The organism is Sulfurimonas sp. (assembly GCF_026196735.1).
Taxonomy (GTDB): Bacteria; Campylobacterota; Campylobacteria; order Campylobacterales; family Sulfurimonadaceae; genus Sulfurimonas.
In genome coordinates this window covers 19,535-43,972 of the sequence record NZ_JAPHUF010000017.1, presented here as the reverse complement: position 1 = coordinate 43,972, position 24,438 = coordinate 19,535, and the positions used below count along the sequence as shown (strand labels likewise).

Annotated in this window: 23 protein-coding genes; all 23 read right to left on the bottom strand. The window is 38.0% G+C overall.

The window, feature by feature from the left end; genetic code table 11:
* Nucleotides 1-620 (bottom strand): biotin--[acetyl-CoA-carboxylase] ligase (locus OQK60_RS10170; protein WP_297686673.1); only part of this gene is annotated, 620 nt, incomplete at its 3' end.
* Nucleotides 601-1,509: a methionyl-tRNA formyltransferase gene (gene fmt / locus OQK60_RS10165; RefSeq protein WP_297686671.1), complete on the bottom strand. Its 909-nt coding sequence runs from the start codon at nt 1,507-1,509 to the stop codon at nt 601-603. The genes OQK60_RS10170 and fmt, both read right to left, overlap by 20 nt.
* Nucleotides 1,509-2,276: a glutamate 5-kinase gene (gene proB, locus OQK60_RS10160; RefSeq protein WP_297686675.1), complete on the bottom strand. Its 768-nt coding sequence runs from the start codon at nt 2,274-2,276 to the stop codon at nt 1,509-1,511. The genes fmt and proB overlap by 1 nt, the downstream gene beginning before the upstream one ends.
* A gap of 85 nt (nt 2,277-2,361) precedes the next feature.
* Nucleotides 2,362-3,462 carry a GTPase ObgE gene (gene obgE / locus OQK60_RS10155; RefSeq protein WP_297686669.1) on the bottom strand — a complete coding sequence of 367 codons (1,101 nt, stop codon included), beginning with the start codon at nt 3,460-3,462 and terminating at the stop codon, nt 2,362-2,364.
* 190 nt (nt 3,463-3,652) lie between these two features.
* Nucleotides 3,653-3,910, bottom strand: coding sequence for a 50S ribosomal protein L27 (rpmA, locus tag OQK60_RS10150; RefSeq protein ID WP_295060586.1), 258 nt, complete (start codon nt 3,908-3,910; stop codon nt 3,653-3,655).
* A gap of 26 nt (nt 3,911-3,936) precedes the next feature.
* The gene (gene rplU / locus OQK60_RS10145) at nt 3,937-4,245 is read right to left on the bottom strand and encodes a 50S ribosomal protein L21 (RefSeq protein ID WP_297686667.1); all 309 of its coding nucleotides are present in this window, start codon (nt 4,243-4,245) and stop codon (nt 3,937-3,939) included.
* Between the two features lie 155 nt (nt 4,246-4,400).
* Entirely contained in the window at nt 4,401-4,742 is a 342-nt protein-coding gene (gene hypA, locus OQK60_RS10140; RefSeq protein WP_297686665.1) for a hydrogenase maturation nickel metallochaperone HypA, read from the bottom strand.
* On the bottom strand, nt 4,735-6,390 hold the full coding sequence (locus tag OQK60_RS10135) for a hydrogenase maturation protein (protein WP_297686663.1): 1,656 nt from the start codon (nt 6,388-6,390) through the stop codon (nt 4,735-4,737). The genes hypA and OQK60_RS10135 overlap by 8 nt, the downstream gene beginning before the upstream one ends.
* Before the next feature lie 4 nt (nt 6,391-6,394).
* A complete protein-coding gene (gene hypE, locus OQK60_RS10130) occupies nt 6,395-7,393 on the bottom strand; it encodes a hydrogenase expression/formation protein HypE (RefSeq protein ID WP_297686661.1) in 999 nt (332 codons plus the stop codon).
* Nucleotides 7,390-8,532 (bottom strand): hydrogenase formation protein HypD, encoded by a 1,143-nt coding sequence (gene hypD / locus OQK60_RS10125; RefSeq protein WP_297686659.1) that lies wholly within the window; start codon nt 8,530-8,532, stop codon nt 7,390-7,392. Before hypD ends, hypE begins: the two co-directional genes overlap by 4 nt.
* 1 nt (nt 8,533) lies before the next feature.
* Nucleotides 8,534-8,824: a HypC/HybG/HupF family hydrogenase formation chaperone gene (locus tag OQK60_RS10120; RefSeq protein WP_297686657.1), complete on the bottom strand. Its 291-nt coding sequence runs from the start codon at nt 8,822-8,824 to the stop codon at nt 8,534-8,536.
* Nucleotides 8,824-9,594: a hydrogenase nickel incorporation protein HypB gene (gene hypB, locus OQK60_RS10115; protein WP_297686655.1), complete on the bottom strand. Its 771-nt coding sequence runs from the start codon at nt 9,592-9,594 to the stop codon at nt 8,824-8,826. The genes OQK60_RS10120 and hypB overlap by 1 nt, the downstream gene beginning before the upstream one ends.
* Before the next feature lie 38 nt (nt 9,595-9,632).
* Nucleotides 9,633-10,274, bottom strand: coding sequence for a hypothetical protein (locus OQK60_RS10110; protein ID WP_297686653.1), 642 nt, complete (start codon nt 10,272-10,274; stop codon nt 9,633-9,635).
* Nucleotides 10,275-10,353: 79 nt separating this feature from the next.
* The gene (gene hypF / locus OQK60_RS10105; RefSeq protein WP_297686651.1) at nt 10,354-12,591 is read right to left on the bottom strand and encodes a carbamoyltransferase HypF; all 2,238 of its coding nucleotides are present in this window, start codon (nt 12,589-12,591) and stop codon (nt 10,354-10,356) included.
* The gene (locus OQK60_RS10100; RefSeq protein WP_297686649.1) at nt 12,588-14,258 is read right to left on the bottom strand and encodes a hydrogenase; all 1,671 of its coding nucleotides are present in this window, start codon (nt 14,256-14,258) and stop codon (nt 12,588-12,590) included. The genes hypF and OQK60_RS10100 overlap by 4 nt, the downstream gene beginning before the upstream one ends.
* Nucleotides 14,255-14,800: a HyaD/HybD family hydrogenase maturation endopeptidase gene (locus OQK60_RS10095; protein ID WP_297686647.1), complete on the bottom strand. Its 546-nt coding sequence runs from the start codon at nt 14,798-14,800 to the stop codon at nt 14,255-14,257. Before OQK60_RS10095 ends, OQK60_RS10100 begins: the two co-directional genes overlap by 4 nt.
* A gap of 9 nt (nt 14,801-14,809) precedes the next feature.
* Nucleotides 14,810-15,523, bottom strand: a complete 714-nt coding sequence (gene cybH, locus OQK60_RS10090) for a Ni/Fe-hydrogenase, b-type cytochrome subunit (protein WP_297686645.1) — start codon at nt 15,521-15,523, stop codon at nt 14,810-14,812.
* A gap of 10 nt (nt 15,524-15,533) precedes the next feature.
* Nucleotides 15,534-17,267, bottom strand: a complete 1,734-nt coding sequence (locus tag OQK60_RS10085; RefSeq protein ID WP_297686643.1) for a nickel-dependent hydrogenase large subunit — start codon at nt 17,265-17,267, stop codon at nt 15,534-15,536.
* A 15-nt stretch (nt 17,268-17,282) separates the two neighbouring features.
* A complete protein-coding gene (locus OQK60_RS10080) occupies nt 17,283-18,434 on the bottom strand; it encodes a hydrogenase small subunit (protein ID WP_297686641.1) in 1,152 nt (383 codons plus the stop codon).
* A gap of 156 nt (nt 18,435-18,590) precedes the next feature.
* Nucleotides 18,591-19,850, bottom strand: a complete 1,260-nt coding sequence (locus OQK60_RS10075) for a nickel-dependent hydrogenase large subunit (protein ID WP_297686639.1) — start codon at nt 19,848-19,850, stop codon at nt 18,591-18,593.
* Entirely contained in the window at nt 19,843-20,724 is an 882-nt protein-coding gene (locus OQK60_RS10070) for a hydrogenase (protein WP_297686637.1), read from the bottom strand. The genes OQK60_RS10075 and OQK60_RS10070 overlap by 8 nt, the downstream gene beginning before the upstream one ends.
* Before the next feature lie 2 nt (nt 20,725-20,726).
* Complete coding sequence (locus tag OQK60_RS10065) at nt 20,727-21,317, bottom strand: TetR/AcrR family transcriptional regulator (RefSeq protein ID WP_297686635.1); 591 nt, start codon at nt 21,315-21,317, stop codon at nt 20,727-20,729.
* 70 nt (nt 21,318-21,387) lie between these two features.
* Complete coding sequence (locus OQK60_RS10060) at nt 21,388-24,432, bottom strand: efflux RND transporter permease subunit (RefSeq protein ID WP_297686633.1); 3,045 nt, start codon at nt 24,430-24,432, stop codon at nt 21,388-21,390.
* Nucleotides 24,433-24,438 lie beyond the last annotated feature (6 nt).

Here is a 24,438-nt window from a genome sequence, read left to right as displayed (position 1 = left end):
ATCCTCTTGCCATTAATTACTATAGATCCATCGTCTTTTAGACAAGCATCTTCTAAAGAAATTCTTAAACTTTCGTTATGTGTAAAAAAGTTTTGATTCTTGTAAAATTCTAACTTAAACTTACTAAAAACTTGCTTCCATGAAACATTTTTTTCAATTCTTTTTAAATATATTTCAACAAGTTCATCTCTACTTACTTCTATGTCTAACTTGGCAAAATATTCAGGTGCATTTGCTATATTTAAACCAACCCCGCAAACAAGCTTATCTTCGACTATATTTGTAATCATTCCACCGATTTTTTTATTATCTATGTAAAAATCATTTGGCCATTTAATCCAAACCTGTGAATTTAACTCTTCTAGCGTCTCTTTTAAGATATAAGAAAAATATATAGATGCGGACTCTAATTTCAAATCTTTTGGCAAATCTTCCAATGCAATTGCAAAGGATAAAAACAGATTTCCGTCCAGGCCCTTCCAAGAATTTTCTCTACTGCCTATCCCATCTGTTTGAGAGTTTGCAACAACAGCATATGGCAGTGATATTTTTTTTTCTTTTATTAACTCTTTTAAGTATTTTTGTGTTGAGCTTAGAGTATCAAGATAGAGTGTCTGCAATATTTAATCTTTTACCGTTTATATAAGAGATTATATCCATCTCTTTTTTAGATTGAGGTTGAACTCTCAAGATTCTAACACTGCCCTCTTCGCAGCCAACAACTATACTGTTTTTATCTACATGTAGAATCTCGCCAATCTTGTTTTTACTCTTTTTATCTACAAGTTCCATCTGTGTTATCTTCAAACCGCTGTTTAGATATACAGCCGGCCAAGGAGTAAAGGCACGATATTTATTATATAAAGTTGTTGCATCTTTAAACTCTACTTCGCCATCTTTTTTACTTATCTTTGCACAGTGAGTAGCTTTTGAATCATCTTGCTTGACAGGAGTGTATGAAGAAAAATTCTCAAGCACTTCAATAGTTAAGTCTGACGCAACTTCTGTAAGTCTCTCAAACAGAGATTCAACCATCTCATCTTGTGGAACATCAATCTCTTTAATTTTAATTATATCTCCAGTATCAAGGCCAATATCCATAAGCATAGCAGTAACACCGGTTTTAGAGTCTCCATTTAAAAGAGTTTGCTGAATCGGGCTGGCACCTCTATATTGAGGGAGAATAGAAGCATGTAAATTTATGCATGGGGCATGTTGCAAAACTTCAAGTGGCAATATTTGACCATATGCTGCTACAACTATAAAGTCACATTCTATCTGTAAAAGCTCTTGTACCGTATCTTCATCACGAAGTCTATTTGGCTGATATACATCAATATTATTTTCAAGTGCAAGTGTTTTAACAATCGGAGGAGTTAAAACTTTTTTTCGCCCAACAGGCTTATCAGGCTGAGTATAAACTGCAACAACTTCCATATCAGGAGTTGCTATAATTCTTTTTAAAATAGCCTCTGCATAATCAGGTGTACCCATAAAGATAATACGCATTAGCTATTTACCTTTGTAAAAAGTGTTCCACCGGTATGTTTGTCATGTAACATAAAATCTTTGATATCACTCAAGTCATATCCGCTTGACAATACCATATCAAGATTATGTTTTAGGAGGTAGTCAGCTGCTTTTAATTTTGTAAGGATTCCACCTGTAGCAAAAACACCATGGGGTGTTGCCTCTTTTTCAAGGTCTTCTTGATTTATAGAGTTTACAACTTTAAGAACTTTAGCATCTGGATTTTTTCGTGGATCATCATCATAATAAGCATCTATATCTGAAAGTATAATCAACATGTCAGAACCTGTATGTTTTGTAACATAAGCTGAAAGTTGATCATTATCTCCGACAACAAGCTCTAGTGTTGATGTTGCATCATTTTCATTTATAATCGGGATAACGCCATTACAAAGAAGAGTATCGATTGTATTTTTTACTCTTTTTATGTCATCTTCTTTGTTAAAGTTAGCAGAAGTAACTAAAACTTGTGCAGTAATAATACCGTGAATTGCAAATTTTTTACTATATTTATTCATAAGTATTGGCTGACCTATAGATGCCAAAGCCTGCTTATTTTGGATGACACTTCTATCAAGTTCTAAAGCTGTATATCCTGCTGCAACCGCACCTGATGAGACTAAAATAACTTCATTTGTTTTTCTTAACTCTGCTAAAAAATTAACTAAAGCCATCATTCTGTTTAATGCTATTTCATCATTGTCAGTTAAAACAGCACTTCCAACTTTTACAACTACTCTTTTCATATTTTTCTTCTCAGTCTTTTGATGATTGTTAGCGTATTTTGACATAATACATCTTATATCATCCCAACTATAAATATTGTTTTTATTAAACCCTATCAGACTGCACTAAATTAAACAGAGCATACTTAAGTGCTTCTATATTTTTATTAGTTGCAGATGATATTGGAGCAACTAAATATGGCAATTTTCTATCAAATCCTAGCGTCTCATCTGCAGTACTTTGAACATAATATGGCATTGATTCATCAAAATTAAATTCATTTGTTTTGCTTTGCTCTATGCCTAGTAGTTCAAAAAAGCCAAGAACCAAATCTTGAAGTTCGTCTGGCGGAACAACATCAACGCGCGTTAATGCAATAGCATACTTGCTATTGCCCAGTTTTTCAGAAAAAGAAGAAATTTCATCTTTTAATACTTCTATTTGTTCTTTTAAATCTCTGTATGAAGCCAAGTCAACCATATATAAAAGAATTTTGGTTCTCTCTATGTGTCTTAAAAATTCAATTCCAAGACCTTTACCTTCGTGTGCTCCACCGATGATTCCAGGAATATCCGCCATAACAAATGATTCAAAATCACCAATATTTACTTGACCTAGTTTTGGCGTAAGTGTTGTGAACTCATAGTTTGCTATCTCTGGGCGAGCATTTGAGACAGTTGAAATAAGAGTTGATTTTCCAACATTAGGAAAACCGACTAAACCAACATCTGCAATAAGTTTTAAATCTAGTTTTATGTGCCTCGTCTCACCTTTTTCACCAGGCTGAGCATATGTTGGTCTTTGGTTTGTCGATGATTTAAAATGAACATTTCCAAGTCCGCCTTTTCCGCCTTCAAGAAACTTTACTTCTTCTCCATGTTTTAACATGTCAAAAAGAACTTCACCACTCTCTAAATCTATTATCTGTGTTCCCGGCGGCACAATAATAGTCTTTTTAACGCCTGATTTTCCGGTCATATTAGAACCTTCACCCGGAGCACCGTTATCTGCTTTTATATGCATCTTTTTTTGAAAGTGAGAGAGCGTGTGAGTGTTGTTATCACATTTAAACCAGATGTCGCCGCCCTTACCGCCGTCTCCGCCGTTTGGTCCACCGTTTACGACAAATTTTTCACGACGAAATGCAACACATCCTTGCCCACCTTTTCCAGAAGAGACTGTTAATTCTACGCTATCAGTAAACATATATTTTCCTTGATGTTTAAATACCTGATGTTACAAACTAAAACGAACTCGTCCATTTTAGCGGTCAGTTAATACTTAAGAATTTACTACTAATAATAAAAAGTAAACTGTTAAATATTTAAAATTTTGTTAGACAAGAAGTCTAAATTTGAAGTAGAAATATTTGAGCCAAGGCTCAAATATTGTAGAATTATGCAGCGGGGATAATTGAAACTTGTTGACGTTTTTTATCTTTTCTATGAAATGATACAACTCCATCAACCAAAGCAAAAATCGTATGGTCTTTTCCCATACCGACATTTTTTCCAGGATGAACTTTAGTTCCTCTTTGACGGATAATGATATTACCTGCTACTACAGCCTCTCCTCCATACTTCTTTACACCAAGTCTTCTACCAGCTGAGTCACGATTATTCTGTGTACTACCTTGACCTTTCTTATGTGCCATCTTAAATCTCCTTAAGTTTTTTTAGCTTATGCTGCTATATTTGTAATACGAACACGCGTATAATCTCTTCTAAAGCCTCTTTTTACTTTAGAGTCTTTACGACGACGCTTTTTAAAAGTTATAACTTTTTTATCACGACCTTCATTAATAACTTCAGCAGTTACAACAGCACCTTCTACGAATGGTGCTCCCATTTTAAGTTCGCCTGCATTTACTGCTAGAACTTCTTTAATTTCGATAGTAGCTTTAGGCTCAAGAGACATTTTATCAAATAATAAAATATCGCCCTCTTGAACTTTATACTGCTTACCACCGTTTTTGATAATTGCGTACATGTACAATTCCTTAAAATCTTTAATAATTAATTCTCTTGAATATATCAAATATCATAAATTCAAAAGTATCATTTCTACAAAAAGTCTGGAATTGTATCTAATGAAGCTTTAAGTCTTGTTTAATTATTAAAGAAAATTAGCTTTATTTTACTTATCTACTCAAGTTCTAACTGCATCAGATACATATCTTCACCGTCAAGAATATTAAGATCTGTACTTTTGCATTTAGGACAATAATACTCTATACTATCTAAAACTTCTTCATTTAGGCACTTATTGCACCTTATAACAACATTTTGAATGTTTATTATGAACTCGGCATCCTCGCAGATAGTTTTTTCTTTAAATACATCAAAGGCAGTTTTCAAGAGTTCGGGTTCAACCCCACTCATAACGCCTATTTTTATAACAACTTTTGTTACTTTTGTAGCACTGTTTTTTACGGCATTCTCTTCACATGAGTCTAAAAGCGACTGGACTATACTATATTCATGCATCTAAATTTCCTTTTAATCTTTGAGGTGTTTGTAATGCACACACTTTATACACAAACTCATATCTTAGTTTATGGAAAGAGCTATCTTTATCCCAAAACTCAGAATGCATCACTTTTAATTCTTCCTCTTTTTTTTGCTCAATTATATGAAGGTTTTTGGATAAAAACTCCTCTTTATCATATAAAAAATCGCTATATTCATCTTCATCTTCACATAGTTTTTGAGAAAATTCATTTAAAGAGTCAAAATAACCATCAGCTTCAAAAACTTCATCAATCATGCCAATCCCAAAAGCATTGTTTGCACTGATTGGCAGACACTTATTTAAAAGTTCTTCGGCTTTTTCTTCTCCTACTCTTTTTGGCAGTGTAAATGTGTGATACTCGCTTCCGCTAAGACCCAAAGTTTTATAGTGCGGATTTAAAACAACATCTTTACATGTCACAACATAATCACAAGCAAGAGCCAAAAACACTCCGCCTGCTCCTGCATTTTTATGCAGAGATGCAACCGTGATGACATCATCTGCAAAAAGTATTGATTTTACAACATCATTCATGGCATTTATGTTGCTCCATCCATCCTCTCCCTGTTTTTTAGAGTCTTCAAGAATATTTAGATGTATGCCGTTGCTAAAAAAATCCTGCGCGCCGATAAGCACAATGACTTTTGCACTCTCTTTTAAATGCTCAAACGCATACTTTAGCCTGATGCACTGTTCAGAATGCATAGCGCCGTTGTGAAAGTTAAAACACAAATACGCCACATCGCCGTCTTTATGGGAGCTGATTTCGTAAAATGTTTTATAACTCATGTCAAAAATAAGAGGAAGCCGCTCTTCTTTAACGCCTTTGATTTTATCTTTTAAAACATAAGTTGAGGGAAGTTTAAACCTGCCGACTTCTTGCAAGTGGCTTATCCATAAAGCGCCATCAATGGTTCCGACACAAACAGCACCGTCTCTTTTTGCGATTATCTCTTTTGGATTGCCTTTGAGTTTATCTTCTCTCCACGCTCCAAAGAGATAACACTCTATCCCAAAAAACTCATCTTTTACACCGGGAAAACTATCGCTTACATGTATCTTTTTTATAATCTCTTTTGTCGTATCTTTTTGCCAATCAATAGCTCTCTCTTTTTGCGTTAAGTAATTATGCATCGGCATTTTGAGTTGAGGAGTGGGTTTAAACTCTTTGTCATCCAAATTTTTAAGCAGCTCTTTTAAGGCTTTTGAAGCGGCATCAGCTACTTCGTTTCTATATATGGAAGCCTTTGTAGCATCTCTCATCTCGAATCTGACCTCGGCGTATATATCTCCGCCGTCAAACTCTTCGTTTGCTCTAAGTATGACAACGCCCCACTCTTTTTTATCTTCCCTTATGGCATGGTCGAGCGCATTGTGTCCTCTGTCTCCTCTTATGCCGGGATGGAGAATAAAAGTGGGAGTTTTTAGAAATATCTCACTTGGGAGATACTTTTTTAGGTACGGGCAAAATACGATATCTGGTTTAAACTCATCAACACTCTGCATCATCGCCTCATTGCTTATGGCATACTGCACCGACACTGTGTGATTCATATCTTGAAGCTCACAAAAAACTCTTTGTGTAAGAGAGTTAAAAGCCGAAACAATAAGAAGTATTTTCATAACTTTAGCAAATCCTTGGAAGCAGTTCACCGCTTGGCGTATCTAAAAACCGTGAAGTTCCCCAACTACTCTTTAAAATAACCTTTTTTAGATGAGTGTCTGTTACTTTGGCGATAATCGCTGCATTTTTGCAACTCTCAAAAGTTTTTAAAATCTCAACTGCTCTTGGTGCATCTTCATGATTTACCGCCAACACAAAGGTACCCTCATTCGCCAAAGCAGTCGCTTCAAAACCGAGCATCTCGCAGATACCTTTTACCTCATCACTGACGGGAATGATCTCTTCCTCAACCTCGATGCAGATATTTGACTGCCTCGACCACTCGTTTAAAACCGCACTCACTCCGCCTCTTGTCGCATCTCTCATGGCAGTTATCTTTATGTTTGCATCCAAAAGGGCTTCTACCTGAGGAAAGAGTGATTCACAGTCACTTTTAAGCGAACTGCTCATCTCAATGCCTTCGCGCGCCACAAAAATAGCCGCCCCATGACACCCAATATCACGGTTTACAATGATGACATCATCCTTACTTATGTTGTTTGAGCTGATACCTTTTTTTAAAACTTTACCGATTCCCGTAGTGTTTATAAAAATCTTATCAACACTCCCACGAGGTACAACTTTAGTGTCTCCGCTTACGACAATAGCCCCGTTAATCTCAAGCTCTTTTTTCATACTCCGCACGATTCGCTCAAGCTCTCTAGTCTCAAAACCCTCTTCTATAATTACGCTACATGTCAAATACTTCGGAGCAGCACCCATCATAGCCAAATCGTTACATGTACCACAAACCGCAAGCTTACCAATGTCCGCTCCCGCAAAAAAAAGAGGCGAAACCGTAAAACTATCCGTTGAAAATGCCAACTCTCCGTTATGAATAATTGCTGCATCTTCACTTTTGTCAAGTATCTCATTTTTAAAGGCTTTGTAAAAAACCTGAGAGATAAGTTCGTTATTCTCTTCTCCACCGTTTCCACAAGCTAGGCTTATTGTTTTGTTCATACCAAATTCCCATACTTATAATAAGCCGCACACGCTCCCTCAGAGCTTACCATACAGCTTCCTATGGGTGAAGTTGGTTTACATGCAGTGCCAAAAATAGTACATTCTGGTGGATTTGCCATGCCTCTTAAGATATTTCCGCAGATGCAGAGTTTATGGTCTTCTATCTCGCCAATTGGCAAAATATCTTTGTAGATATCCTCTGCGTCATACTCTTTAAACTCTAACTTTAGTTTTAGTCCGCTTTTTGGTATGTTTCCTAAACCTCGCCATTTAAAGAGGTCTGCTTTGTCAAAGTATCTATTTACAAGTTCTTGCGCTTTGACATTTCCATCATAAGTCACAAGTCGTTTGTATTCCACTTCAAGAGAGCATCTGCCCTCTATAAACTGTTTTACTATCATGCTGATTGCCTGCATGACATCAACCGGCTCAAAACCAGAAACGACTACGGGACGGTTGTAGTCCCTTGGGAACTCTTCATAGATTTTACTTCCACTGATTACACTTACATGGGAGGGTCCTAAAAATGCATCTATTTTGTTGTTGTAACTGTCAACATGTATGTCTCTGGAGTCTATAAGTTCACGCATAACTTCGGGAACGGTTACATGGTTTATGTGAAAGAAGACGTTTTTGATGTTCTGCTTTATAACCGCGTCTAAAAGTGCGGCACTCATCGGTGTCGTAGTCTCAAATCCTATAGCGAAAAAGATGACTTTTTTAGTCGGATTCTCTTTTGCGATTTTTAGACATTCAAGAGGAGAATAGACAAAACGGACATCTGCACCTTTGCTTCTTGCAGTTTGCAGACTGCCGTTGCTTCCGGGTACTTTTATCATGTCGCCTAGAGTTACGAGTATAACGTTCGGCTGCATACTTAAAACATAGGCATGATCAATGCGCTCTTTTGGCATGATGCAAACCGGACAGCCCGGACCGTGGATAAACTTGATGTTTGAGGGCAGAAGCTGAGGAAGACCGTACTTCATGATGGTATGCGTATGTCCGCCGCAGACTTCCATGATGTTTATAGAATTTTTCAGCTTTGCCGCATCCACTTTTATGATTTTTGCATAAGCTTTTATGGTGTCTGCATCTCTAAAGTCATCATACAGATTTTTTAGTTCTAGCTCCATCTCAGTCTCCTTGATTTGAACACTCATCTGCTTCTAAAATCGCCAGCTGCCTATCCTCTTCGTTCATAGCATCTATAATCTCTCTATAAAGCTCCAAACTCTCCAGTGCCTCTTTTTCATCGATTTTGTTCATCACAAATCCGATATGCAGAAGCACATAATCGCCTACATGTATATCTTCTTCGCTCATCAAAGATAAAGAGGCTTCTCTTTGCACGCCCATAGTATCTACCGTTGCTATCTCATTCTCTTTGTCTATTTTTACTACTTTTGAGGGTATTGAAAGGCACATTATCTCATCTCCATTTTAAACTTTATCCACTGGGAAACTTTTTTTATTGAGTTCACTTCTTTGGTGCTGACTTCAAGTATGTCAACACCCGGCTTTAACTTTCTCGCCGAGTCTTTCTCTTTCTCAATATCATACTCAAAGTACGGGAGCAGGTCTGTTTTAGTAAAAAGAATCAAATCTGCTTGACGAAACATAACGGGATATTTGGCTATCTTGTCTTCGCCCTCGGGAACACTGACAAGCACTATGTTTAAGTGGCTCCCCACGTCATAACTTGCAGGGCAGACGAGGTTTCCGACATTCTCTATAAAACATACGTCCATATTGTCCAAATCCATGTGATGCAGAGCTTTATGAACCATAAACGCGTCCAGATGACAAGCCGAACCCGTTTGAATCTGATGAGCCTGTATCCCTTTTGCTTTTAGTCTGTCCGCATCCCTGCTTGTCTCCAAGTCGCCCTCAACAACACCAAATTTAAAATCAGCCAAATCCGACAAACTCTCCAAAAGTGCAGTTTTTCCACTTCCGGGACTGCTCATAAGGTTTATGCACAAAACGCCGTGAGAGTTAAAATGCTCACGATTATGCTGTGCCTCTTTGTCATTTTTATCTAAAATCTTCGTAATAATCGAGATGGTTTTAGGGTCATTTAACTGTGGATTGTCATGTAGATGCTTATGAGCACTCTGGTGTTCATGCGAATCCCCATGATGATGTTCGTGTGAATGGCTATGTTCTACAACGCTGCAGCCGCAATCTTTACACATATTTATATCCTTAATTTTATTTCTTTCTTTCTATTTTTTTATCCGACTAGCATGTTAGAGCCGACGACAACGGAGACGACTCCGGCAGTTGCAAAAACTCTTCTTAAGTTCTGTTTTGAGTTTAGTAGATTTTTATTAATATAGAGTATGACTAACCCGAAACCTACAAATATACTCATAACTCCAAGTGTAAAAGCCAAAACCATTACAAAATCAACACTCTGTCCCTCAATTACTCCAAGCGTTATAAGCATTCCGCGAACTCCGCCTATGCCCATCAATGCTCCTATGGTAAATGCGGAAGCGGTGTCCCTGCTGTCATGAGTATGCTCTTTTCCAAAAAACACATGAAGATGCTCTCTGCCGTCATGCGTATGTTTTTTTAAACCTATTCTATCTGTAAAAACCATAAACAAAAGATATATACCGATGCTTAGAATCACCAATGAGGAGATAAGGTCTCCGTATCCTAAAATAGCCTCGCTTACATGATAACTCTCTAATATTTTTGCAAATACAAAAAGAGACAATCCGTGTCCGAGCGCAAAAAGAGTAGTAATGAGCATAGTTTTCTTTTTGTTTTTACCGATTGAAAAATCTGCAATAGCCGTAAGATGGTCAGGTCCAAAAGCATGCAATACCCCGTACCAAAAAATAAGCAACAATCCGACATTTTCCATACGCTCTCCTCTTAGACTGAATAGGTATTCATATTATATATTTTTTAAATAAATTTAAAATAAATTTTATATTTTATTATTACTCTTTTTGAAAAACACAATAAAGCTGCCCCAAAGCAATTCCGCCGTCATTGGTAGCCGTTTCTTGCTGAAAGTAGTATTTGATTTTCTCTTGTTTCAACTCTTGACATGTAAGCTCAAGCAGAGTTTTGTTTTGAAAAACTCCGCCGCTTAAAATCACTTCAAGTTTTTCTCTTTTTGAGATATCTACGATGATTTTTACAAGCGTGTTTATGAACATGGAGTTTAGCTCTTTTTTATCCGGCTTATTTTTTAACATGTACTCTGCTATTTTAATATCTATCACGCCGTTGTCTATTGTGTAGTCGAAGCATTTTTCTATGTTCTTGTCATAAAAACTCTCACACAAAAGTCCGCTCTCGCCCTCATAGCTTACTCTCTGGGCAATGCCTGAAAATGAAGCAACGGCATCAAAAAGTCTTCCCACTGAGCTGCTTTTTGGTGCGTTTAGATTTTTTACGTAGCTTTGATGAAGCATTTTAATTTCTACAAGCAAAAAGGATTTTACAAGGTCTAGTTCAAGCTTTAAAACCTCTTCTAAAGAGAGTTTGTCAAAAAGCATACTTAGAGCAACGCGTCTCGGCTCTTTTATGGCCTTTTCGCCGCCCAGAAGTTTTACCGGCTTGAAACTGTATTTGCGTTTGTCTCCTACAAAAACCTCTCCGCCCCAAAGTGTGCCCTCATCTCCGTAACCCGTGCCGTCAAAACTGAATCCAAGATAATCACCCCTAAGTCCGAACTCCGCTTTGCAGGCGTAGATGTGTGCCAAATGGTGCTGTACTTCTACAAGCTCTTTGTTCTGTTTTTTCGCCCATTTGGTCGTTTCATAGTTTGGATGTCTGTCATGCACTATGATGTCAGGTTCAAAATCGTAAAAGCGTTTAAAAGTCTCGATGGTTCTCTCAAAAAATCCAAAAGCTTCCATAGAGTCCAAATCTCCGATATGCGGAGAGAATATAATATTATCGTCCATCGCAAAAGCTATGGAATTTTTTGCATTTGCTCCGACTGCCAAGATTTTTTTCTCGCTTTTAAATGGGAGTTTTATTACCTTTGGAGCGTATCCGCGAGCGAGTCTTAGTATCTGCGTTTTACCCTCTACGACCTGAACGAGCGAGTCGTCAACTCCGTTTATAATATCTCTGTCAAAATCAAGAGTAAAATCAACAAAAGGAAGCTTTTTAAAAATGTTTTCTGCGTTTATGATGATAGGCTCGTCGCCGAGATTTGCGCTTGTGGCGACTATGGGATTTTGCAGATGTACAAAGAGAAGATGATGAAGGGCGGTGTAAGGCAAAAAGCAGCCTATCCTGTCAATATTTGGAGCTAAAAAGTGTGATATTTTGACATTGTTTTGACATGTAAGCTTTTTCAGTATGACGATGGGCGCTTCTTTACATGTCAGTAGTTGTTCTTCTTTCTCGTTTACATACGCCAAAGCCTTTATCTGCTCCAAATCTTTGCACATGATGGCAAAAGGTTTTGTGGGTCTGTGTTTAAACTCTCTTAACTTTTTTACCGCCTCATCATTCGTTGCATCGCAGATTATATGAAATCCGCCTATGCCTTTTATGGCTAAAATATTTCCCTCTTCTATGAGAGAAGCGACTTTTTGGATAATCTCTTTTTGAGCAATATCTACTTTTTTATCGCCTCTAAAAAGAGACAACGCAGGTCCGCAATTGTTGCATGAAATCGGCTGTGCATGGTATCTTCTGTTTAAGGGATTATTGTACTCTTCTTCGCACGATCTGCACATCTTAAACTTCTGCATGGATGTATTTTTTCTGTCATAGGGAACTGTTTTTATAATTGAGTATCTAGGTCCGCAGTTTGTACAGTTTGTGGCAAAATAGTTATGATATTTTCTGTTTTTCTCATCTTTTATATCTGCCAAACACTCTTGACATGTAGCAGTATCGGGAGGAATAAGAGCAGATTTGTATGAGGTTTTTGAGTCATCAGAGCTTTGTATAATCGCAAAGCCTTTTTTTAAAAGCGGTTCTATCTCTGTTTTTTGTATATCGTCTATTCTTGCAAGCGGCGGGAGTTTGAAGCGGAGCGACTCTTCAAAAAGCTCTATATCTTTCTGCTGTGCTTCTGCTTCAATTTCCACTCCGTTTATGTCGTTTTTGACAAAACCTGCGAGTTTGAAATCGAGTGCCGACTTATATATAAAAGGACGAAATCCGACACCTTGAACCTGTCCTTTTATAAAATATCTATATCTTTTCAAAACAATTCATTTCCGCCGTATAAAATATTTTTTCCGTCTATCGGCAACTCTTTATTGAAGTATAGCTTATGATTTATAGAAACTTCTTTGCTAAGTTTACTAAAAAGATGTCTATTTTGTAAAAGTGAACCCGTTACAACCACAGCATCGCTTTTCATCTCCTCTTTTATCTCATCCAATTGAGTTGAGACAAACTCCACAAAACTCTCAATAACCCCGTAACTAAGCGTAAGTCTATCAACATCCGCCAGCTTGAAACTCATAGCGGTTCTAATCGTCATCAATGGGTCTAAGTAAACCTTAGAGTCAACTCTTTTTAGTTTATAGTCAATTCTTGGACCTTTTGTTCCAAAAAATGAACTCGCACTATCTTCAAGCACTTTTGCAGATGCAAAAATATTTTTATCTTTTGAGTAACCTAAAACTATGGAAACTATACCCCAGAGTTTGTAAACGTTAAACTCTTCTTCATTAAATGTTATGGCAGATATTGCCTCAAAATGCTCTGGAAATTTGTTTTTAAAGTTCTCTACCAGCTTCTTGCCGCTTTCATTTGAACTCATGATAGAATCAAACACATCTTTAACAGAGTCAAATTTAAACGCAAATGAGAGATACTCTATAGTTCCGAATTTTTTACAATAGACTAAAATATTATTGTGATACATTTTGGAGATGTTTACTCCAACAACCGTGTTATCAAACAAAGAGTGCTCTTTTATAACCGAGAAAAAAGCTCCTACATGAGGGATTAAATCATTGCTGTTACTTAGATTTTGATATGGCAGACCTTTTTCTCCTCTTACTATGGCGATATGATTATCGCCGACGACAACTTCGATAGGCTCTAGCTCTTTTTCATACTCCGCTAAATCAAACTTGACATCAAAAGGAAGCTTCTCTTTTGTAATAAAGATTAGATTAATCCCCAATTTATGAAGCTCATGTAGTAAAAGATGCAAAACTAAATCATCAGGGAGTTTAAAACGGATAAGTTCATCTGCGACATCTTCAAAATCCATTTTAAATTTGATGTTTGTTTTTAACTTTACAAAAGGTTTCTCAATGGCTCCAAGTGCCGCCATTTCGCTGTTTGTACCATTTGTGTAGTGTGCAATCGTACCTAAATCATAACTGATAATATCAAAATCAACCTCATTACATTTTTTACCTAATTTACCAATGAAATATTTCCCGTAAAACGTATTTACTTCAACTACCAAACCACTGCTTATTGATTTTGCAAGATTTACAAAATCATCTTTATAGCTCTTTTTTTCGCCATGAACATCGTATCCGCAGACTTCACACTCATGAAAAATATTGTAATAGTTCTCGTTTGACTCATCCATAACTTCACGCAAACACTTAGGGCAAAATGCCATAGGAAGTTTTTGTAATTGAGGTAAAACAGAACTCTCTTGCGGCATCTCATCTACGACTTTGACATCTGTTTCATGTAAAAAAATCGAGTGAGGCAACTCAAGTGAGAGTCTGTTTGCAAAACTCTCCAACTCATTGCTATCATCTGATTTTACATACAAAAATAGATTATCTGCGCTTTTTATAATTTTTGATTCAAAGAAAAATATTCCAAGCGTATTTAAAATTATTTTTTCATAAATCAAAGATGATGAGAGATAGTTAAATGAAAACTCCAATATCATTGTGTGCCTTTTAAGTATGTATATTTTGAGACCTCTTCCAAGGTCACTTTTTTTCTGATAAGAACTTTAACTCCAAAATCTTCTATATGTTTTGTGACAACTCTCTCCATAGTTAAGCTTGCTTTTAAAACCTCTTCAGTCATTGAAAATGTACTGTTTTCCCCGATTACATGCGGGATAACACCCACAATTTTAGTGGTAGGGAGGTCGCCGAGCATCTCAATCATCTGTAGGGTTTGCAGCATTTCGACCTCATGAGCGCTCCCATTCCATGTTATAAAATCAGGCACGTCATTAAAGTTAAAACTGTAAACATCTCCGACTTTTCCATCTGTTACGTTAACACAATCTATAAGTAAAACGTTGTCATAATCGGTGATAATCGGGATAAGTCTCTGAGCCAAAGTACCGCCGTCAAGAACATCTACAACATGTTCATTTGACACAAACTCATACTTTTCATCTATTAAATTTGCAAGATGAGGACCTATGCCCTCATCTCCAAATAGAATATTACCGATACCAAGAATTAAAATTTTCAATATAAACCCTTAATGTTTTCTTTTCCATCTATATCCGCTAAATATAGAATCAACTGTTCCCTCTTTTCCGTGAACGGCATTAAAAACTACCATGTAAACATGTCCGACTACAAAAAAGATTACTCCCCACATAAGAAGATGATGCAGCTCTCTAACTGCAGCAAGACCGCCTATCATTGCTTCAATGGCTCTCATACTATCATACAATACACCGCCCATTCCAAGATGAAAACTATGAACATAAAGAATAAGCCCTGTTATAATCAAACCTGTAATAGCAATGTAAAAGACAAAATAAGCCAAAAGCTGTATAACATTGTACGCTCCGCTTAGCTTTGGATGCTTTGTTAAAAGCAGATAATAACCTATCTGACTAAGCCAATTTTTAAGGCTCAAAACATCCTTAAAAGAGTTGATTTCAATCTTATCTTTTACCGAAAAGAAGAAGTAGTATGTCTTTCCTATAAACATAGAAATCATAATAAATCCAAATATCTCATGTACACCTCTAAACTCTGCATTTAAAAAGTTTGTCGGCTCTGCATTTACTGCAGGAATTATAAAAGGAACAGAGAGATAAAACCCCGTAACCGTTAATATAATTATACTAAACACCCTAATCCAGTGGTGCCATCTATAAAACGAAGTAAACTCTAGCTCTCTCTCAATAGTTTCATCGGCATGATTAAGAGAATTTTTTTCTAATGTATCAACACTTTGCATAATGACTCCCTTAAATAGTGCATCCGCCGTAAAGCGGGTCGATTTTATACTGGCTTAACGTTTTGCCTTTTGTATCCATTACATGTACTGCACATGCTATACACGGGTCATAAGAGTGAATGATTCTGATTATCTCAAGCGGTTGCGTTAAATCCTCTATCTTTAGTCCGATTAAGTCCGCCTCGTAAGGTCCTTTTGCACCTTTAGAGTCCATCGGTCCCGCATTCCATGTTGAAGGAACTACGGCTTGATAGTTTTCGACAACGCCGTTTTTGATTCTAATCCAGTGGCTTAACATCCCGCGTGGTACATCGCCTATGCCTCTGCCTTTATACTCTTTATCTTTATCTATTACATAAGTAGCGCAAGTCTCTTGATCAACTTTAAGGTTTTCTATCAGATTGTTAAAAGCAACAAGCGCATTATCTGCAACAAGTTTTGCCTGCAGCATTCGTCCTGCGGTTCTTCCCAGGGTTGAAAACAGAGCAGCCGCAGGAACGCCTGTTTTAGCCAAGAACTCATTTACAACTGCTTGTACTTTTTTGTTCCCTTTTGCGTAACCGACCAGTATAGATGCCAACGGACCGACTTCCATAGGTTCGCCGTTATATCTAGGCGATTTTATCCAGCTGTACTTCTCTTTTTCGTTAATCATCTTAGAATCTGTCATTTTGCCGTCAGGCCCGACTGATTGACCGTCTATAAAACCCGTATAGTTTGGGTTTGTAGTTCCCTCGTATGGGTGTTGTGGAGCATCGTCTTTATACCAAGAGTGGGTAGCTTCTTCCGTTATCTTATCTTCATCAATCTCAAAAACCTTACTCAAATCTCCGTTCATAATGATTCCGCTATCAAAAAGATACTCTTCTCTGCCTATCATAAACTCTTTATGCGCCATAAAGTTTTTAACACCCATAGGCTTCATAACCGAAGGCTCTGTTTTATACATCTCTGCAGCCATTACGATATCTGCATAGTAAGCGTTGTTTACAAAATCTGCTATTATTTGATACTTCACTAAATATTCGCCCATTCTAGCGGGATTAAGAAGATCCATAACACATGTAACGCCGCCTACCGCCAAACTCTGAGGGTGTGGATTTTTACCGCCAAATATTGCCATTATCTGCGCCGCCGTTCTTTGAATCTCAAGTGCCTTTAAATAGTGTGAAAGCGCTATAAGATTTTGCTCAGGCGTGAGTCTATATGTTTTATGCCCCCAGTATGCATTTGCAAAGGGTCCTAGTCCTTGAGGATTTTTAGCAAATTTTGCCACTTTTTCTTTTACTTTTTTAAGCTCATTTTCGCCTGTTCCTATAGGATTGTCCGTATATTTAAAAGCCAATTTACTAGCTTTTGCCTCATCAGCTGAGAGTGCAGAAACGATATCGACCCAGTCAACTCCGTGCAGATGATAAAAATGAACGACATGGTCATGTAAAAACAGAGCCGCATTCATAAGCGTTCTTACAAGCTCCGCATTATAAGGAATCTTAATTCCGAGTGCATCTTCAACGGCAATCGTACTTTTTAAATAGTGCGAATATGTACAAACGCCGCAAATTCTTTGCATCATCAAAGGTATATTTCTAGGGTCTCTCCCTTTTGCTATTACTTCTAATCCTCTCCAAAGAGTAGAAGAGACAAAAGCGTCTTGAACTACTCCGTCATCCCCTACTATTACTTCGGCTCTTAAATGTCCCTCTATTCTTGTTATGGGGTCAACTATTACTCTTTTTGACATATCTATACTCCTTGATTATTCTTTTGGGTTTTTAATTAGCGAAATCGCCGCATGTGCCGCTATACCTATTGCAGTAACCGTTAAAATTCCAACACCGATTTTATCCGCCGTTGCATCTGCACCAAGACCGCCAAAGACCGTATGATAAAGTCTATCGCCGAGAGGCTCGTGAACAATTCCCATTTTATCCCAGAAATCTGGCTCGCTACAACCCATGCAACCATGTCCTGCCTGAATAGGCCAAGAAGTACCTTGATTGAACTTCTGTTTTGAACAGTTGTTAAAAGTGTACGGTCCTTTACAGCCTACTTTATAAAGACAGTAACCATCTTTTGCGCCCTCGTCTCCAAACTCCTCTACAAATTCACCTGCATCAAATCTGCCTCTTCTCTCACAAGAGTCATGGATTCTAAGTCCGTAAGCCCATTTTGGTCTGTTAAAAACATCAAGCGCAGGAAGCGTTCCGTAAAGAATAAAGTGAAGCAGCGTTCCGACAATATTGCTCTCGCTCGGCGGACACCCCGGTACATTTATAACAGGTTTGTCCGTAACATTGCTAAGTGCCGTTGCATTTGTAGGATTTGGATATGCCGCTTGAACACCGCCAAAAGATGAACAGGAACCGATTGCAAAAATAGCCGCAGCATTTTCCGAAGCTTCCCTTGCACTCTGTTCTCCCGTTTTACCGTGAGCGCCGATAGTTAAGAAGTAATCACTCTGAGCGTGCGGAATACCGCCTTCAACCATTAAGATGTATCTGCCTTTATATTTTTCCATGGCATGTTCAAGATTGTGTTCAGCCTGCCAACCCGCCGCTGCCATAATCGTTTCATGATACTCTAGTGAAATATAATCAAATATCAGACTATCTATGCTCGGTGTTGCAGACCTAAGCAGTGATTCACTGCATCCCGTACACTCCGCCATATGAAGCCAAACCAAAGGAAGTCTATCTGCTAGTTCAGCAGCTTTTGCAACAAGAGGGGTAAAACTAGCAGGGAGCATCAACATGGCTGTCATAGCTCCCGCCCAACTCATAAACTCTCTTCTTGAAAAGCCTTTCTCTTCAATCAACTTTGATATCGATACCTCATCATCAAGTTTCGGTAAATTTGACAACTCATCCAATCTAGAAGACAATTTGTTAAACAGACTATTTTTCTCCATGATATACTCCCATTCAATTTTAATTATATTCAAAAAATGAATATTCATTCAGTAATAGTATATGAAAAAAACTTAAACTAAAATTAATCTAGTTCATATAACTATTATTTATACAAATATACTCTTCTTGGCTTAAAAAAAGATTATATTTTTTTTTTAATGGGTAGTACAAACTGAGCAGACATCAAACGATTTAAAAACAAGTTCGGCAGTTTTAACATCGCTTAAACCAATCATGGCTTTTTGCGAAACTCCCTGTTTATCTTTTGTTCCGCCACTTAAGTTCCATTGTGTCGGCGTGATAATCTCATAGTTTTTTATCATTCCGTTTTCTATCTCAACTTTATGAATAAGCGTGCCGCGCGCAGCTTCTACGGCAGAATATCCGCTGGAACTTAGTTTTGATATATCAATTGAGGGTTCAATATATGACTTTTCACTCAAATCCAAATCTTTAATCAACTCTTTTGAGTGTTGTAAAAGTTGAGATATTTCACAAACCCTTGCCAGTATTCTGCTAAAGATACTGTCGCCGTATTTTTTATGGGCATCTGCTATAAGCGGAGTTTTGTTCACCATGGCGCGGGCAAGCGGACCTACTTCATAATACTTATCTTTAAAGCTTACGTTTTTTGCAAACGATGAAGGCATTTCAGACTCTTTGACATGTAATACGGAGATATTATGAGTTACTTTTGCCTTTAGCGATTTGCCCTTTTTAAAGTAGCTGTTCTCTCCAAAAGAGATAAATCTGTCATAGCTTTTTCCATGCTCTAAAAACCCCTCTTTTTTTATCTCTCTTAGTATGTCGGGCAAATCTCCCTCATAATCCAAAAGAGCATCTGCATCCTTACATGTTAAAAAAATCTCACTATCTGTTTTTACCAGATTCTCTTCTACGAACTTAGAAGTCTGAGATATATAGTGCTCTAGTTTTACGATATCCATCTGCGTTATTTCACAAACCACTCCGCCGACAACTGCATAAGAGGTATGAGGATACTGCCCGCCGAATATTGCAATGGCTTTTCCCATAAGCTGAGACGGATAGGTAGCTTTTAAAATCTCTTGCTTATGTCCGAACAGCGGCAGCATTGTGAGATAAAACCATTTAAAGTGGTTTTGGATAAGCTCGAAATTAAGAGTCAACTCCCTTATAATCTTCGCCTTGTTTGAAAGCTTCAAATTACTATAGCAGCTCTCTAAGGCTTGAACTGTAGCTATTAAGTGGGCATGTCCGCAGATTCCGCAGACTCTGGGATTTATGACAAGTGCATCAAAAGCATTTTTGCCTCTTAAAATATTTTCAATATTTCTCGTTGACATAAACTCTATATCAACAAAATCAATCCTGCCCTCTTTAAAATTAAAGTTGAGTTTCGCCTCGCCCTCTATCTTCTCTATTAGTTTAATCATCAAAGAGCTTCTTTTCTAGTCTATCAATTTTAAATGCTTTTGAAATACCTGCGAGAGTAAGATAGACTCTTTTACCCACACCAACGGGGAGATTTTCTGGTATTGCCATATTTTTTTTCGTACTGAAGAGATTTTGTCTTGGAAAGGCAGGTTCTGTACAACCCATGCAAGGAAGTCCCGCTCTTGTTTTTGAGTTTACTTCATTCCACAGTATTTTGTTACAGCTTCCGTGGGTAAAGGGCGCTTGACAGCCGTGGTCGTAAAACATACACCCCTCTAGTTCTCCAAAACGGTGATTATCTACTTTATACTCAAAATATTCGTTTCTCGTACAGCCGTTATGGACGGTATAAGCGTAAAACTCTTTTGGTCTAAGAAAATTATCCAGTTTTAACGCGACGCTTTTTTTGATTGCATAAAGAGTGTTTACCAAAACTTCGGGATGAACGGGACACCCTGAAACCGAGATGGTTTTATCCAGCAAATCTTGATGTGTTTTTAGCGGTTCTTCTTGGTCAAAATGCAGACCTGAAGTCTCTTCATAACCGCTTTCTCTAAAGATACCGCCAAAAGTTGCACATGTACCGACTGTAACTATTTTTTTAACTATTTTGGAATATTTTTCGATTATTTCCACAACCGACACGTCGGCTCTTTTAAACTCTTTGGAGATTGCGCCTTCTATTAGCAAAATATCACATGCAATCTCTTTTGAGACTATATCTTCAAGAGAATATTCAGAATCTATAACGGGATGATAAATAAACTCAAAATCATCTAAAAATTGTTCCATGTACGGATAGTTTAAAAATGAGTGAGTATTGCCGTTGCAAGCGATTGCGCTAAGCCATAATACTCTCATTTTCTTTTTCATAACTACTCTGTGCTGAGTGTTTTGTAGATATTAAACGATATATCATCTACATAGTCGTTTAAATCGTTGGGCAAAATATTTTCACCTTTTAAGAAAACCATACCGCCTAAATAGCCCATAAAGAGGCCAAATGCGCTGAAAAAATCCTGTTCTCTCAAATCTCCGCATTTAACGCCCTCTTCAAAGTAAATCATTATCTCTGTAACAAATTCATTTACGCAGAGCATTCCCTCACAGCTCTCTTTAAAAACCTCACGGTTTGAGAGATATATTCTTAAAAAGTAGTCTATCATCTCAGGTTTTAAAGAGGCTGTTTTAAAATACATCTCTACTATTCTTCTTGTTTTTTCTTTAGTGGATATCTCTTCTTCATTTATCTCTTTTAACTTTTCGCCTAAATAAGCAGAGATATATTTGATGATTTCTATCGCTAAAACATCTTTAGATTTAAAGTAGTTATACATGTTGCCTACACTCATCTTTAGCGAAAGGGCAATGTCGGGGATTGTAGTGCTATAAAACCCTTTTGAGGCAAATAATTCTAGAGCCGCTTGTATTATCTGCTCTTTTTTTAACTGCTTTTTATCTAACAAAATACTCTCCTACTATCTTTGCGTAACAAAATTATACTATAAAGCCTTCTCAATTCAACTGCATCATCTGCTACTTAAGTTCTACTCTTCTCTCATAAAACTTCTTTAACCACAAATCCAGCGGAGCTATAACCCTGTATATAACCGGTACGACAAGAAGAGTGAGAACCATTGAGCTTAAAAGTCCTCCGATGATTGAGATTGCCATCGGCGCTTTTGTCTCGCTACCAAGACCCTCTCCAATTGCGAGCGGAAGCATGGCAAAGACCATCGCAATGGTGGTCATCAGTATCGGGCGAAGTCTCTTCTCTCCCGCTTCTATAAGTGCCTCATCCGCATTTTTGCCGTTTTGCACCGCATGGTTTGCAAAATCAACAAGCAAGACCGCATTTTTTCCAACCATTCCCATCAGAAGCATAAACCCGATCATAACAAAAAGACTAAACTGCAGCCCCGACATGTAGAGTGCGAGCATGACGCCGATTATGCTAAGAGGGAGCGCGACCATTATGATAATGGGCTGAATAAGCGACTCATACAAAATCGCCAAAATAATAAACATCAAAATAACACTCAAGGCTATTGCAGCCGCAAAAGCATCCGCCGTCTTCACCATCTCTTCGGCAAATCCCGTAAATCTATATGTCACCCCTTTTGGCAACAGTTTTTCAATCTCCTCTTCAGTGTAGGAGACCGCGCCGCCGAGATCTAGTCCGAAAAGGTCTGCAAAAATAGTGACTTCCCTTTCTCTGTCAAAGTGATTTATCGTCGCAAACGTTTGGCTCTTTGTAAAAGTAACCAAGCCATCAAGATAGACGAGCCTGCCCTCTTTTGATCTGACTTGAAGTTTTTTGACATCATCCAAAGAGACTCTCTCTTCATCGCTAAATCTCAGCGTGATATTGTACTGTTTTCCATCCTCTTCAAAATATGAGATCTCCAAATCGCTTGAGAAGGCTATTGCTATCGCCTCTGCTATATCCGATGCTGAAACGCCAAGGCTAGAAGCATTTTCTCTTAAAATATTTATATCTATCTGCGGTTTTGGCTCATCCAAATCCGTGTCAATATCAACAAACCCCTCTTTTTTTGAGAGATACTCAACAAGATTTTTCTTCGCACTCTGCAAATCTTCAAACGAGTCGGACTTTAAAACTATCTGATAAGGAACCGATACGCCTGCGCCTTTTATGTCGGGAATTGCCGAAGCGGTTATAAACATATCCTTTTTAAAGAGCTCAAGCTTCTGCCTAAGATCCTGAATAATCTCCTCTTGGCTCTGCTCTCTTTTATCTTTTGCGCTTAGTTTTACATATATGAGCGCTTTATGCTTCTCTTGGTTTGTGTTGTACCCTACATTTAAGGTCGTGTACTCCACATGAGGATTTGCTCGCACCAACTCCTCCACCTTTTTGGATTTTTTAACCATCTCTTCAAGCGAGATTCCGGCATCTGCTTTTATCTTTATCTCAAACTCAGACTTATCCTCTTTTGGTATGAAATCCATACCGATCTTTGGAAAGAGAGAGAGCGAACCAAAAAAGAGTATAAACATAAAGATCAGGGTAATCGTTTTAAACCTGAGAACAATTTTGAGCATCGCCTCATAGATGCGCTCCAGAGATCTGAAAATAGGCTCCGTCATGTCATAGAACCTGCTCTCGCCTCCCTTTAAAACCCTCGCACTCAGACTCGGGATGAAACTAAGAGCAATCGTGTAGGAGATGATGATGGCAAACCCGACGGTCATGGCAAAGCTCTCGAAAAACTTGCCTACTATGCCGCTCATGAACGAGACTGGGATAAAGACCGCCAAAAGCATTGCAGAGATAGCCAAAATGGTAAAAGCCATCTCTTTTGTACCCTCGTAAGCCGCCTCAAACTTGCTCATGCCAGCTTCCATCTTTTTGTAGATGTTTTCAATAACCACGATAGCGTCATCTATAATGATGCCTATTGCAAGTGTAAGCCCGATAAGAGTCATTTTGTTGAGATCGAATCCCATGTAGTTCATAAGCGCAAAAGTGCCTAAAATAGAGGATGGTATGGAGAGGGCAGAGACAAAGGTGATTGTGAAATTTCTTAAAAAGACAAAAACTATGACCGCGGCTAAGATCGCACCGTATATAAGGTCAAACTCTACATCTTTTAATGAGTTGACGATAAATGGCGAGGTGTCATTTAAAACCTTTACCTCAAATCTATCTGCAGCCATTGCTTCAAGCTGCGGAACTACACTTTTTACGCGCTCTACAATGCCGAGAGTATTTGTACCCGAGATCTTTTGAACCTCAAGCATAACACCCTCCACACCGTTGTACGAAGCGTAGCTTTTTGCATCGCTTAGAGAGTCTTTGACCTCGGCGATATCTCTTAATCTAATGTTGTCTTTTATCTTTATGTTCTTTAGCTCTTCAATGCTTAGCGCATCCGCTTTTGTTTTAAGTGTAAGCTCCTGCTCTTTTGTTATAAGCTTTGCACCTCCTATCTTTACATTCTCTCTGGCTACCGCCGAGTTTAGCTCCGAGATAGTTATAGCGTATTTGTTCAACTCTTTTGTATTTGGAAATATCTTGATCTCTCTATCTTTGTAGCCGACGATATTGATCGCACCCACACCGTTTATCTTTTGAACGGAGGGTTTTACTTTCTCATCAGCAAAGAGCATAAGATTTTGAAGAGTATCGCCCTTTGCGGTTAAAAATATGTTGATAATGGGCGCTGAGCCGATATCCAGCTTGCTTACAAGCGGAGTCTGCGCATCATTTGGTAGTTTTACGGCTGAGACCTTGTCTCTTACGTCATTTGTCGCTTCATCAATATCACGCTCTAGAAAAAACTTTACCGTGACTACGCTCACACCGTCGCTGCTGCTTGATATTATGCTGTCTATTCCGCCGATCCTCGATATGGCATCCTCTATCTTATCGGTGACCTGCGACTCTATCGTGCCCGCTTCGGCACCCGGATAGTTTGTCTGGATTGTAACTATTGGAAAATCGACATTTGGAAAGAGTGCCGAGGGCATTGACTTGTAGCTCATAAAGCCGAATATCACCAATGTAACTACATACATAAGAGTCGCGATCGGTCTTTTTATGGCTAGTTTATACATGTCATG